The sequence below is a fragment of the Mesorhizobium sp. 1M-11 genome, from assembly GCF_001303895.1.
Lineage (GTDB): Bacteria > Pseudomonadota > Alphaproteobacteria > Rhizobiales > Rhizobiaceae > Mesorhizobium.
Genome location: NZ_LJSD01000029.1, coordinates 66100 through 79024, shown reverse-complemented (window position 1 = coordinate 79024; position 12925 = coordinate 66100). Strand labels below are relative to the sequence as shown.

The 12925-nt window shown below is 62.8% G+C and carries 15 protein-coding genes and 1 tRNA gene; 10 read left to right on the top strand and 6 right to left on the bottom strand.

Annotated elements, in window-relative coordinates; translation table 11 throughout:
- Positions 1 to 2070, top strand: a complete 2070-nt coding sequence (locus AO692_RS12225; protein ID WP_054310329.1) for a 3-hydroxyacyl-CoA dehydrogenase NAD-binding domain-containing protein — start codon at positions 1 to 3, stop codon at positions 2068 to 2070.
- A gap of 13 nt (positions 2071 to 2083) precedes the next feature.
- On the opposite strand, the gene AO692_RS12220 is transcribed toward AO692_RS12225, so the two are convergent.
- Positions 2084 to 2159, bottom strand: a tRNA-Ala gene (locus AO692_RS12220).
- Positions 2160 to 2396: 237 nt separating this feature from the next.
- Between AO692_RS12220 and AO692_RS12215 the strand changes: the two genes are divergently transcribed.
- The 3 genes from AO692_RS12215 to AO692_RS12205 are packed head-to-tail and all read left to right on the top strand — an operon-like array spanning position 2397 to position 3655.
- The gene (locus AO692_RS12215) at positions 2397 to 2687 is read left to right on the top strand and encodes a YggT family protein (RefSeq protein WP_054310328.1); all 291 of its coding nucleotides are present in this window, start codon (positions 2397 to 2399) and stop codon (positions 2685 to 2687) included.
- Positions 2688 to 2695: 8 nt separating this feature from the next.
- Positions 2696 to 3010 carry a DUF167 family protein gene (locus AO692_RS12210; protein ID WP_054310327.1) on the top strand — a complete coding sequence of 105 codons (315 nt, stop codon included), beginning with the start codon at positions 2696 to 2698 and terminating at the stop codon, positions 3008 to 3010.
- 54 nt (positions 3011 to 3064) lie between these two features.
- Complete coding sequence (locus AO692_RS12205; protein WP_054310326.1) at positions 3065 to 3655, top strand: hypothetical protein; 591 nt, start codon at positions 3065 to 3067, stop codon at positions 3653 to 3655.
- Positions 3656 to 3706: 51 nt separating this feature from the next.
- Here AO692_RS12205 and ppa read toward each other — a convergent pair whose 3' ends face one another.
- From ppa to AO692_RS12180, 5 genes are all read right to left on the bottom strand, one after another.
- Complete coding sequence (ppa, locus tag AO692_RS12200) at positions 3707 to 4243, bottom strand: inorganic diphosphatase (RefSeq protein WP_054310325.1); 537 nt, start codon at positions 4241 to 4243, stop codon at positions 3707 to 3709.
- A gap of 285 nt (positions 4244 to 4528) precedes the next feature.
- Complete coding sequence (locus tag AO692_RS12195; RefSeq protein ID WP_054310324.1) at positions 4529 to 5035, bottom strand: GNAT family N-acetyltransferase; 507 nt, start codon at positions 5033 to 5035, stop codon at positions 4529 to 4531.
- A gap of 136 nt (positions 5036 to 5171) precedes the next feature.
- Positions 5172 to 5810 carry a TPM domain-containing protein gene (locus AO692_RS12190; RefSeq protein WP_054310323.1) on the bottom strand — a complete coding sequence of 213 codons (639 nt, stop codon included), beginning with the start codon at positions 5808 to 5810 and terminating at the stop codon, positions 5172 to 5174.
- Positions 5811 to 5812: 2 nt separating this feature from the next.
- Positions 5813 to 6607, bottom strand: coding sequence for a YgcG family protein (locus tag AO692_RS12185; protein WP_082407349.1), 795 nt, complete (start codon positions 6605 to 6607; stop codon positions 5813 to 5815).
- Positions 6608 to 6739: 132 nt separating this feature from the next.
- On the bottom strand, positions 6740 to 7387 hold the full coding sequence (locus tag AO692_RS12180; RefSeq protein ID WP_054310322.1) for a LemA family protein: 648 nt from the start codon (positions 7385 to 7387) through the stop codon (positions 6740 to 6742).
- Positions 7388 to 7554: 167 nt separating this feature from the next.
- On the opposite strand from AO692_RS12180, the gene AO692_RS12175 reads away from it, so the two are divergent.
- The 6 genes from AO692_RS12175 to AO692_RS12150 all read left to right on the top strand — a co-directional run bounded on the left by AO692_RS12175 (position 7555) and on the right by AO692_RS12150 (position 12907).
- Complete coding sequence (locus AO692_RS12175; RefSeq protein WP_054310321.1) at positions 7555 to 7782, top strand: hypothetical protein; 228 nt, start codon at positions 7555 to 7557, stop codon at positions 7780 to 7782.
- 7 nt (positions 7783 to 7789) lie between these two features.
- Positions 7790 to 8674, top strand: a complete 885-nt coding sequence (gene pdxY, locus AO692_RS12170; protein WP_054310320.1) for a pyridoxal kinase PdxY — start codon at positions 7790 to 7792, stop codon at positions 8672 to 8674.
- The gene (locus tag AO692_RS12165; protein WP_054310319.1) at positions 8671 to 9459 is read left to right on the top strand and encodes a DUF429 domain-containing protein; all 789 of its coding nucleotides are present in this window, start codon (positions 8671 to 8673) and stop codon (positions 9457 to 9459) included. Before pdxY ends, AO692_RS12165 begins: the two co-directional genes overlap by 4 nt.
- A gap of 145 nt (positions 9460 to 9604) precedes the next feature.
- Positions 9605 to 10249 (top strand): carbonic anhydrase, encoded by a 645-nt coding sequence (locus tag AO692_RS12160; RefSeq protein WP_054310318.1) that lies wholly within the window; start codon positions 9605 to 9607, stop codon positions 10247 to 10249.
- 145 nt (positions 10250 to 10394) lie between these two features.
- The gene (locus tag AO692_RS12155; RefSeq protein ID WP_348271456.1) at positions 10395 to 10727 is read left to right on the top strand and encodes a nuclear transport factor 2 family protein; all 333 of its coding nucleotides are present in this window, start codon (positions 10395 to 10397) and stop codon (positions 10725 to 10727) included.
- 134 nt (positions 10728 to 10861) lie between these two features.
- Positions 10862 to 12907, top strand: a complete 2046-nt coding sequence (locus AO692_RS12150) for a M3 family metallopeptidase (protein ID WP_054310316.1) — start codon at positions 10862 to 10864, stop codon at positions 12905 to 12907.
- Positions 12908 to 12925: the final 18 nt, after the last annotated feature.

Sequence of the window (12925 nt, the reverse complement as noted above, 5' to 3'; positions counted from 1 at the left end):
ATGGCTGAAGCAGCATCATCCGAAAACAAGGTGAGTGTCGAACATCGCGGCGGCGTCGCGATCGTCACGATCGACAATCCGCCGGTGAACGCGCTGTCTTTTTCGGTGCGCAAGCCGCTGCATGACGCGCTCGTCCGGCTGCGCGACGATGCAGCCACGGCCGCCATCGTCGTGACCTGCGCCGGGCGCACCTTCATCGCCGGTGCCGACATCACCGAATTCGGCAAGCCGATGCAGGATCCAGACCTGCGCGCGCTGATCGCGCTTCTGGAATCGATCGAAAAGCCAACGGTCGCCGCCATCCATGGCACCGCTCTGGGCGGCGGATTGGAACTGGCGCTCGGATGTCATTTCCGGGTCGCCGACAAGGCGGCGAAGCTCGGTCTGCCCGAAGTGAAGCTCGGCCTGCTGCCGGGCGCCGGCGGCACGGTGCGCCTGCCGGCTCTGGTCGGTCCGCTGAAGGCGCTGGATATGATCACATCCGGCACGCCGATTGCAGCTACCGAGGCGCTGGAAGCAGGCCTCGTCGACACGCTCGCCATCGATGGGCTGGTTGCCGATGCCGCCGCCTTTGCTGCGGTCAAAGCCGCAGAAGGTGGGCCATTCGCTTCCGTGCGGAGCCGGCGCGACCAGATTGAAGCCGCCGATCGCGACCAGCTGGAAGCCCGGATCAAGGCCGTTGTCGCCAAGGCCAAGGGTTTGCGGGCCCCGGTCGCCTGCACGGAGGCGGTGCGCAATGCCGTGCTTCTGCCCTTCGAGGAAGCCCTGGCCGCCGAACGTGCCCTGTTCGTCGAACTGATGGCGTCGGACCAGTCCAAGGCGCAGCGGCATCTGTTCTTTGCCGAGCGCGAAGCCGCCAAGGTCGAAGGGGTCGACAAGTCGGTGAAGCCGCGGCCTATCCGCCGGGTCGGCATCATCGGCGCCGGCACCATGGGCGGCGGCATAGCCATGGCCTTCGCCAATGGCGGCATTGCGGTCACGCTGGTCGAGGCGGCTGAAGAAGCGCTGCAGCGCGGGCTCGATCGCATCGAAAAGAACTATGCGATCTCGGTTTCACGCGGCTCGTTGAGCGACACCGCCAAGACAGCGCGCATGGCGCTGCTTTCGGGCACCACGGACTATGCGGCGCTGGCCGATTGCGACCTCGTCATCGAGGCCGTGTTCGAGGATATGGCGGTCAAGAAAGAGGTGCTTGCCGCCATCGACGAGGTGGCCAAGCCGGGCACCATCATCGCCACCAACACTTCCTATCTCGATGTCAACGCGCTGGCCGCTTCCGTCAGCCGGCCGCAGGATTTCGCCGGCATGCACTTCTTTTCGCCGGCCAACATCATGAAGCTGCTGGAGGTCGTGCGCGGCAAGGAAACGGCGCCGGATGTACTGATGAGCCTGCTGTCGCTCGCCCGCTCGATCGGCAAGGTACCCGTGGTGGTGGGTGTCTGTCATGGTTTCGTCGGCAACCGCATGCTGACGGCGCGTGGCGCCGATGTCGAAGCTCTGCTTCTGGAAGGCGCCAGCCCTGCGGACGTCGATAAGGCGTTCACCGATTTCGGCTGGCCGATGGGTCCTTTCCAGATGTGGGATCTCGCCGGGCTGGACATCAGCTGGCGCAACCGCAAGGCGCTGGGCAAGACCGCGCTGATCGCGGACTGGCTGTGCGAACAGGGCCGCTTCGGCCAGAAGACCGGTCGCGGCTTCTATCTCTATGCCGACGGCCGCACCGCTGAGCCCGACCCGGAACTGGCCAGCCATATTGCCGGTGAAGCAAAGCGGCTCGGCATCGCGCCGCGCGTCATCTCAGCCGAGGAGATCATCGAACGCACGCTCTACCCCCTGATCAATGAAGGATCGCGCATCCTGGAGGAAGGCATTGCCGCGCGCGAATCCGATGTCGATCTGGTCTGGGTCAACGGCTATGGCTTCCCGCTCGGCAAGGGCGGGCCGATGTTCTGGGCGCGCCAGAAGGGGCTGGCAGGGATCGTCGATCGCCTGGCTCATTGGCACCAGAAGACGGGCAAGGACGTGTTCAAGCCGTCGGAACGGCTGAAGGCGATGGCTGCGGAAGCTTAAGAGGGAATTCCGTTGGTGGAGCTGAGGGGGATCGAACCCCTGACCTCGTCATTGCGAACGACGCGCTCTCCCAGCTGAGCTACAGCCCCGTCCAGCGGATGGCGCATTTATGGGGCGAGGCGCTCGGCTGTCAAGCGAGGTTTTGGTCGCCAACCCGTCGTTGCCTCGAGTTTGGCGACGCTCGATCGTCAATGCCATTGCCGCGGTCTCGAGGTGGTGGCGGCTCTTCCACAGGCTCAAAAATTCCGTGAAACCGCTGCAAGCCTGCCCGGCCCTTGCCGCATCCGTGCGCAATCGCTAAATGTCGGCAACACTCGGAGACCTGCATGACCGCCCTCATTCAAACCGTCATTCTGGCGCTGGATCTCTACTGGTGGATCATCATCGCCTCGGCAATCTTCTCCTGGCTCTATGCCTTCAACGTCGTCAACCCGCGCAACCAGGTCGTCGGCACGATCGGCAACGCGCTCTACCGGTTGACCGAGCCGGCGCTGCGGCCCATCCGTCGCATCCTGCCGGACCTTGGCGGCATCGACATTTCGCCGATCATTCTGCTGCTGATCCTGTTCTTCCTGCGCCAGTTCATCCTCACGACCATCTATCCGGCGCTCGTCTGAGTGCCGGCATGGGCGAAATCTTTCGCCTGCGCGCCGACGGCATCGATCTGTTCGTACGGCTGACGCCAAAGGCGGCGTCCGATGCGCTGGATGGTGTCGAAACGACCGCCGATGGCCGCAGCCATCTGAAGGCACGCGTGCGCGCCGTTCCGGAAAAGGGCGCTGCCAATGTTGCGCTGGAAAAGCTTGTCGCCAAGGCTCTCGGAGCTCCGGCATCATCCGTGGCGGTGGTGGCCGGTGGCACGGCGCGGTTGAAGACGCTGCGCGTCAGCGGCGACCCTGCCGAGCTCGCGCGGCGTGTGTCCAGCCTCGGTGCGGCATAGGCGCAGTCGGCATTTGGCGATAAGGTGCAAGACGTCCGTCAGCCGGAGGCCACCATGCGCAGCATTCTCACCGTCCTCGTTCTTGCCGGTTTCTGCCAGTGCGCGTCAGCGGGCGAGGTCGCGAGCGTCTATACCGACCTTGTCACGGAAAAGGATTGCCTGACCTATGCCGAGGCTGGCAAAGATGATGGCGACTGGGCTGAGCTCGCCTGCGCGGGTTACCTTGGTTATCCGGTGCTGCTTTCCTATGGCGATGCGCGAGAATCCGTCTTCTTCGGCTTTCCGCCGGAAGACATGACCACGACGTGGGAAAGCTTCTCCGGCTTCAACAGTTCAGGCGCGAAGGTGGAATGGCGGGTCGAGAAGACTGGCAACGTCTCCACTCCCTTTGCGGCTATCCACCGGCGCTCGGTCAGCATCAGTGGCGAAGATGCCGAAAAGCAGGCAGATGTTCTCGTGGTGGCGAAGGTTGCCCAGATGGAGGGCCGCCAAGGCTGCACGGTCGCACTCGTTGCCGGCACCAGCCCCAACGCCAATGAGGAAGCCCGCAAAATTGCCGATGAAAAGGCGCGTTCCTTTGCCTGCGGCAAGGACAAACGCATCACCGTGGGGGACGTCCCGGCCTTCGGCCGGGTCGACAATTGAAAGTGCCGGCTGGCCTGGAAGCCGCCGGCACCTGAAAGTTCAAAGCGCTGCCTATTTCTTGGCGGCTTTGGCGCGTTCGATCGCTTCGACGATCATCTTCTTGGCGTAGGCAGCATCGTGCCAGCCGCCGATCTTCACCCACTTGCCGGGTTCGAGATCTTTGTAGTGCTCGAAGAAATGCTCGATCTGCTTGAGGGTGATCTCCGGCATATCGGTGTAGTCGAACACCTTCTCATAGCGCTTGGTGATGTGTGACGACGGCACCGCGATCACCTTCTCGTCCTGGCCGGCATTGTCTTCCATGATCAGAACGCCGATCGGGCGCACGTTGATGACGCAGCCCGGCACCAGTTCGCGCGTGTTGCAGACCAGCACGTCGATCGGGTCGCCGTCACCGGACAGGGTGTGCGGGACGAAGCCGTAATTGCCCGGGTAGCGCATCGGCGTGTAGAGGAAACGGTCGACGAACAGCGTGCCGGCTTCCTTGTCCATCTCGTATTTGATCGGTTCGCCGCCGACGGCCACTTCGATGATGACGTTGACGTCTTCCGGCGGATTCTTGCCGATGGATATCGCCTCGATACGCATGGATTACCCTCTCTTTGGCGCTGTCCTGATTGGGGATCTGTCGTCAGGTCTGCGCTGGATGGAATGGCTTGCCGACAACCATGAGCCTCCAAGGTGGCGCCTGGCCTCGCAATCGCGCACCGAATAACGGGCGAAACGGCTTTGTGCAATGCGGCAATGCGTGCGGGCGGCGATAAGCGGGAGAGCGTTCCCGTTTTTCACGGAAACGCGGAAACGCTCCAACTCTTTGTTTCTACGCAACCCCGGACGGAAACCGTTACACGCTTTTCCTGGAGTTGCTCGGGCTCAATCCCAGACGAAAGCGACCTTCTTCAGCGCCTTCTGCTCGAAGATCTCGACGCCTTCGGCGACATCACGACCACCCTCGCCGGAGTAGAAGGCAAGCGCGTTCTGGTTCTCTTCCAGCGCCCACACCACGAGGCCATTGAGGCCATGATCGGCAAGTTTGCGGCGGGCGGCTGAAAACAGCCTGCGACCAAGGCCGATGCCCTGATATTCCGGGCGCAGGTATAGCTCGTAGATTTCGCCCTGCTGGCGCAGCTCGCGGGCACGGTTGCGGCCGACCGTTGCATAGCCCGCTATCGTTCCGCCGATCTCCACCACCAGCACGGTGGCGGCTCGGCGAATGGCGTTCGCCCACCAGTCGGACCCACGACGGTTGATCATCGCCGTGAGCGTCTTGTGCGGGATGATACCGCTATAGGCGCCGCGCCATGCTTCCAGATGCACGTCGGCAATCGCGACCGCGTCGCGCGGTTCTGCTTTGCGGATGTCGATGGTCAAGGTGTTCATGGTTTATTAACCATAGACCCGGTCGGCAGGCTTGCAAAGAGTCCGACTTGCTTTCGCACAAACGAAATACCGGGCTACCGCATCGTGCTTTGCGCGTCTGAATAGACGCATGGCACTCTCAAGGCCGGGGAGCGTCCTAGATCTCGACCAGATGATCGTCGAGTTCGTTGATATCGCCTGGTGCGATCGGGAAATGTTCAGCCAGTACCGCGCCGACTGTGCCGATGGCGTTGACGAAACCGTCAGCCAGGCGGTCGTCACCGGCGTGAGCGGTCAGATCGCGCACCACGCCGTCCCAGACATGCTGGCCGACTTTGGCATCGATGCCGCTATCGGCAACCACTTCGGCATAGCGTTCGGCGATCGAGACGAAGATCAGCACGCCGGTCCGCTCGGCGGTGCGATGCACGTTGCGGGCAAGGAACTGCTTCACGGCATTGGCGTGCGCAGCCTTGTAGCGCTGCCTGCGCGGCACGAAATGGATGCGCAGGCGCGGTATCAGCCACAGGAGGATGTACAGGCTGACGGCGGCCACCGCCTGCACGATGAGAAAATGCGGCAGGCGTACCGTCACCCATAGCGCCTCCAGCACATAGGCGAAGGCGATGCTGACAGCGAACAGGGCAAGCGTTGCCGTGAAGGCGGCCTGGAAGAAATAGCCGTCGCTTGAGCGCGCCACCACGCAGTAGATTTCGCCGCCGGTCTTCTGCTCTGCCGTGCGGATCGCCTCCGCGATGCGCTCATGGTCGGCATGGGTGAGCGAACTTGTTGCCATCGTCACCAGCTCCCCGAAGATCCGCCGCCGCCGGACGACCCGCCGCCGCCGGAAAAGCCGCCACCGCCCGAGGACCACCCGCCACCACCGCCGGACCAGCCTCCGCCGCCCGATGACCAACCGCCGCCGCTGTTGCCGGACGAACGCCTGTTGGTGTCGAAGGTCATGCCCAGCCAGCGGTAGCGGCCGGGGCCGATCTTGGTGCCGAAGATCGGCGGCAGGATCGCCATGGCGAGGCCGCCGAAGAACAGCACCGCCCAGATGGTGATGAACAGCGCGAACATGACCTGTTCGGCGTCGTATTCGCTGAAACTGTCCTGCTGGTGGCGCTTGCCGCGCGCCTCGAGTTCTTCCGGATTGCCTTCCAGAACCATGATCATGTCATCGACGGCCTTGGTGATGCCGCCGGCGAAATCGCCGCCGCGAAAAGCCGGAACCATGTCGTTTTCGATGATGAGCTTGGTGTGCAGGTCGGTCAGCGTGCCTTCCAGCCCGTAACCGACCTCGATGCGCATCTTGCGGTCGTTCTTGGCGACGAGCAGCAGGACGCCGTTGTTGTCGCTGGCCTGGCCGAGCCTCCAGGCGCGGAACAGCCGGTTGGCATAAGGTTCGATCTCCTCGCCACCGAGGCTATCGACGGTGGCGACGACGATCTGGTCGGAGCCCTTCTTTTCGAAGTCGGCCAGCTTCTGTTCCAGCGCTGCCTTCGCAGCCGGGTCGATCATGCCGGCATTGTCGACGACGCGTCCGGTCAGTGTCGGCAAATCGTCGGCCAGCGCCATGCCGGCAAGCAGCATGGCAAAGATGGCTGCCAGCAGGGCCTTCAACGCGATAGCCCGCGGCGCTGCCTGGATATCATGCACAGGCAAGCGGCGGGACGGCGGGAAGGAGCGCAAGGTTCAGTCGGTCCAAATGAGGAAGGGTGGCGTTCAGCCACCCTGCCCCGTGGTGGTCTTGTTGGTGCCGAAATCGACTTTCGGCGTCTGCATCTTGTCTTCGGCGATGGTGAAGTTCTGGAAAGGCTCGTTGGAGCGGAACCAGAGGGTCGCCCACAGCACCGACGGGAAGGTCCTGAGCGTCAGATTGTAGTCCTTGACCGCCTGGATGTAGTCGCGGCGGGCAACGGCAATGCGGTTTTCGGTGCCTTCAAGCTGAGCCTGCAAGGCGATGAAATTCTGGTTGGCCTTCAGGTCAGGATAGTTTTCGGTGATGGCGAGCAGCCGCGACAGCGCGCTGGTCAGACCCGACTGGCTGTCCTGGAACTTCTTGAAGGCCTCTGGATCCTGGAGGGTTTCGGGCGTCACCGTCACCTGTGTGGCTTTGGCGCGCGCCTCGACAACGGCATCCAAGGTGTCCTTCTCGTGCGCGGCGTAGCCTTTTACCGTCTCAACGAGGTTCGGAATCAGGTCGGCACGGCGCTGATACTGGTTCAGCACTTCGCTCCAGGCGGCCTTGGCGTTTTCTTCCGCCGTTGGAATGGTGTTGTAACCGCAGGCGGACAGGAGCGGCAGCAAAAGAGCCATCAAGAGGAAAGCTGGCAGGCTGCGGGGAAGGGAAGACAGGCGCTGGGCGTACATGAGCGGTCCCTCGTTTGCTCGAATAGTCAAGCAATACCATAAAGATCGCAGGAGAAAACGTCTGTTGGTGAAGTGGTGAATGTCTGCCTTGGCGCAGCTTCGCGATCCACAAGGCCCTGTAACCACGAGGAGGATCGGTCTAGGATCAACGAAAAGAGGGATCGTTCATGGCAGGTCATGCCGACAGGGACAGCGAGCACGAATCGCGCCGTATCCTCGACCGGATCGCGCGCGAGACCGAGCCGGGCGGCCTGCCGTCCGACAGGCACGGAGATGACCGCAATGATTTCGATCCGATCGAATATTGGGGCACGCGCATCGGCCGCGTGCTAGGCCTCATCCTGGCGATCGCGATGATGATCGCCGTCGGTTATTACATCGCCCGCCATCTATAGGACCATCATGAATACCAGCCAGGCCGAGGCGCCCCGCGCCGTCATCGTCGTGTCCAGTCACGTCGCGCGCGGTTCCGTGGGTAACCGCGCCGCCGTTTTTGCGCTGGAGACCCTGGGCTTCCCCGTGTGGGCAGTGCCCACCGTCATCCTGCCCTGGCATCCCGGCCACGGCCGGGCGACGAGGATCGTTCCGCCTGCGGAACAGTTCGCGGCATTGATGGCGGACCTGGCGAGCGCACCATGGCTCGGCGAAGTCGGCGCTGTCCTTTCGGGATATCTCGGCGAGGCAAGCCAGGCCGACGCGCTTGCCGATCTGGTCAATGCGGTGAAGGCCAGGAACCCGGGCGCGCTTTATGTTTGCGATCCGGTGATGGGCGATTCCGGCGGACTCTACGTGCCTGAGGCTACAGCCAAGGCCTTGCGCGACCGGCTGATGCCATTGGCCGACATCGCCACGCCGAACCGCTATGAACTGGCCTGGATGGCAGGGGCCGATCTGCCGGATCTGAAATCGACCACCGCCGCCGCGCTGGATGCCGGTCCGGCAACCATGCTGGTAACGTCCGCGCCCGCGATGATGTCTGGCAGTACCGGCAATCTCCTGCTCGACGCCAGCCAGGTGCTGTTGGCCGAGCACCGCCTGATCGATCGGCCGCCGAATGGTCTCGGCGACCTCACGGGAGCCGTCTATCTGGCTCGTACGCTTTCCGGCCAACCGCCGGCCAAGGCGCTACAGTCGACGACAGCAGCGGTCTATGAAATCCTCGCACGCACCGCCAAGCGTGGCGGCGACGAACTGCAACTGGAAACCGACGCGCAGAGCCTGTCGCAGCCGATGGCCATGGTGCAGATGCGCCATCTCACCCATCCGGGCCGAGGTCGCACCGCGTGACGGGCAACGCGGCCAGCGCATCGGCCAGAAAATCCCTGGCCGGGGTCGATGGCTGCAAGGCTGGCTGGATCGCGGTACGACAGGATCCAGGCGGGTTTCCGACTGTCGGCATCTATCCAGGTTTTGGAGATCTCCTTGCGGCCTTGCCGCCGGATGCGATCGTGGCGGTCGACATGCCGATCGGCTTGCCCGAGGTTTCGGGCAAAGGCGGGCGTGGACCCGAGGCATTGGTGCGCCCCCTGCTTGGCGAGCGGCAATCCAGTGTTTTCGCGATTCCTTCCCGTGCGGCCGTCTATGCCGACACGGCGCCGTTCAGCACGATTGAGGCCTGGTATGAGGCACATCGGCGCGCGAGCGCAGTGGCAGCAACCACATCCGACCCGCCACGCAGCGTTTCCATCCAGGCCTTCGGCATTTTTGCCAAGATCCGCGAGATCGACGGGCTCCTGACAGCGCGCCCGGAACTGCGAACACGTGTGTTCGAATCGCATCCGGAAGTGGCGTTCTGGCGGCTCAATGACGGCCGCGCGATGAGCTTGCCCAAGAAGATCAAGGGCGCGGTCAATCCGGCCGGCATGGAAGAGCGGCGTGCCTTGCTCGCCCGCCATGGCTATGAGCACACGTTTCTCGATCAGATGCCGCCGAAGGGCGCTGCCGCAGACGATTTCCTCGACGCGGCCGTCATGCTTCTGATCGCTGGCCGCATCGCGCGGGGCGAGGCTGTATCCTATCCCAATCCGCCATTCGTCGATGGCAGGGGGCTCTCTGTCGCAATCCATGTTTGAACGGCATCGCGCGGTGGGCTATGCGCAATGCATGGCACGCGCGACCAAGCCATGACGATTTCGCATTGATTGCAGCGCCGATTTGCCGTTAGTGCCATGCGCAGTGGAAAACTGCCGTCCAGGCTGGAAAGGTCCTCACCGCCAGATGCCGCATCTCCCCGATCATCTCATTGCCGGTTATCGCAATTTCATCAACGGCCGCTACGTGGCCGAGGCTGATCACTACAAATCGCTGGCGCGTGAAGGTCAGGCGCCAGAGACCATGATCGTGGCCTGTAGCGATTCGCGGGCGGCACCCGAAGTGATCTTCAACGCCGGCCCCGGTGAGCTGTTCGTGCTGCGCAATGTCGCCAATCTGGTGCCGCCCTATGCGCCGGATGGAGAATATCATTCGACCTCGGCCGCGCTCGAATTCGCGGTGCAGAGCCTGAAGGTCAAGAACATCGTCGTCATGGGCCACGGCCGTTGTGGCGGCATCCGGGCCGCGCTCGACACAACCTCGGCGCCGCTGTCGCCGGGCGATTTCATCGGCAAGTGGATGAGCCTGATCGCGCCCGCAGCAGAAACCGTTTCGGCCTCGACCATGATGACGGCCGGCGAACGGCAGACGGCGCTGGAGCGTATCTCGATCCGCTACTCGATCGCCAATCTGCGCACCTTTCCTTGCGTCAAGATCCTTGAAGGCAAGGGCAAGCTTGCCTTGCATGGCGCCTGGTTCGACATCTCGACAGGCGAGTTGTGGGCGATGAACACCGAAACCGGCGATTTCGAGCGGCCGGATATCAGCTGAAGACAACAACCTTCACTTCTCGTCCGTACAGGCCTAGGTTGTATGGAGGAGGTGTCGCGTTGTGCCCGTTGTCGGCTGGTCGAAACTCTGTGCGGTCGTTCTATTCGCTCTGATTCCGCTTTCAGCGCGCGCAGACGATAGCGCCGTGATCGGCCGCTGGTATTCCGCACTGCTGGGTGCGGACCGCGGCAGCCTTGCCGATATGCTTGCCGATGATGCCCGCATCCGGCTGCAGGATGTCGATACCGAGCAGAACAAGCAGCAGTTCCTCGCTTCGATGGATGAATGGCAGGGCGCGGTGTCGGGCGCGACCATCCGGCACCGGATCGAGAGCACTGAGAACGGGCTGGTCACCGTGGTCGTCTGCTACGACTTTCCTGGTAACGATCTTCTGACACGAGAGGTTTTCGCACTGACGGACGAACATATCACTGCATCCTCGCAAGCGACCATCGCGGAAAATTGCGACAGCTACTAGAAAAGCTGCGCCTGGCGTTTGCCCGCTGGCTGCCGATGACCGGCCGGCGGTACCCGCCGTTGCACCGGCGGCCCCATCGGCCTACATCGGGGAAGCATTGCCGTTCCGTCTTCAAGCTCAGCGAAAGTCCCGCCATGTCCGTATCCGATCTCGCCACCCATCCTTTGACCAACTGGCAAGGTCCACTCGGTCTTCCTGATTTCACGAAGATCGGGGATGGGGATTTCGGATCGGTGTTCGATGCTGCGCTCAAGGCGCACGAGGCGGAAATCGAGGCCATAACCGCCAGTGCGGAACAGGCTTCCATCGAAAACACGCTGCAAGCGCTGGAGCTTGCCGGTGAAGCACTGGATCGGGTCTCTTCGATCTTCTGGTGCCGGGCCGGCGCCCATACCAATGATGCGATCCAGGCCCTGGAGCGCGAAGTCGCACCGAAAATGTCGCGGCATTTCTCCGCGATATCGATGAACGAAAAGCTGTTTGCCCGGATCGACGATCTCTACCAGAAGCGCGACAGCCTGAAGCTCGATTCAGAGACGTTGCGCGTGCTGGAGCGGACCTGGAAAGGTTTCGTCCGGTCCGGCGCCAGGCTCGATGCCGACGGCAAGAAGCGGCTTGCCTCGATCAACGAACAATTGTCCTCGCTCGGCACCACCTTTGGCCAGAACGTGCTGGCCGACGAGCGCGAATGGGCATTGTTCCTCGACGGGGGCGACCTTGCCGGCCTTCCTGATTTCCTGAAAAGCGCGATGGCGGAAGCCGCCGAGACGCGCGGCCAGAAGGGCCGATACGCGGTGACGCTGTCGCGGTCGATCTACGAGCCCTTCACCACCTTCTCCGAGCGTCGCGACCTGCGCGAAGCGGCATGGCGTGCCTTCACTCAACGCGGCCAGAACGGCGGCGCCAGCGACAACACCGCCGTGGTGCGCGACATGCTGAAGCTGCGTGCCGAGAAGGCAAAGCTCCTGGGTTATGCTTCCTTTGCCGCGCTGAAGCTCGACGACACCATGGCCAAGACGCCGAAGGCCGTGCACGACCTGCTCGACCCGGTCTGGGAAAAAGCACTCGAGAAGGCAGCCGCGGACCAGAAGGAGCTGGAACGGCTGGCGACCGCCGCCGGCAGCAACGAGCAATTCGCGGCATGGGACTGGCGTTTCTACCAGGAGAAGCTGCGGGCTGAAAAATTCGCTTTCGACGAGGCCGAGCTGAAACCCTATCTGCAGCTCGACCACGTCATCGCTGCCTGTTTCGACGTGGCAATGAGGCTGTTCGGTCTCACCTTCGAGGAGAAGAAAGGCATCGCCGGCTGGCACCCGGATACGCGGGTGTTTGCGGTGAAGAATGCCGACGGATCGGATCGCGCGCTGTTCCTGGCCGACTATTTTGCCAGATCGTCCAAACGTTCCGGTGCCTGGATGAGTGCGCTGCAATCGGGCTATAGCCTGGGCAAGGGCTCGAAGCCGATCATCTACAACATCATGAATTTCGCCAAGCCGCCGGTCGGCGAGGCGGCGCTGCTCTCGGTGGACGAGGCCAAGACGCTGTTCCACGAATTCGGTCACGCCCTGCACGGTACGCTGACCGATGTCACCTGGCCGTCGGTCTCGGGCACCTCGGTCAGCCGCGACTTCGTCGAACTGCCCTCGCAGCTCTACGAACATTGGCTGACAGTGCCGGCCGTGCTGGAGAAACACGCGCTGCATGTGAAGACGGGCAAGCCGATGCCGAAGGAACTGCTCGACAAGATGCTGGCGGCGCGCACCTTCGGCGCAGGCTTCGCCACGGTCGAATTCACCGCTTCGGCACTGGTCGACATGGCCTATCACGCACGCCCGGATGCGCCTGCGGAACCGCTTGCCTTCGAGACGGAGACGCTCGAGAAACTCGCGATGCCGGATACGATCGCCATGCGCCATCGCACCCCGCATTTCAGCCATGTCTTCGCCGGCGACGGTTATTCCGCCGGCTATTATTCCTACATGTGGTCGGAGGTACTCGACGCCGATGCCTTCTCCGCCTTCGAGGAAACCGGCGATCCGTTCAATCCGGCGCTGGCGAAGAAGCTGCGCGAAAACATCTACGCAGCCGGCGGCTCGAAGGATCCAGAAGAGCTCTACACCGCTTTCCGTGGCAAGATGCCGACGGCGGACGCCATGATGGCGAAGCGCGGGCTGGTCTAAAACGTGGTTCTTACTCTC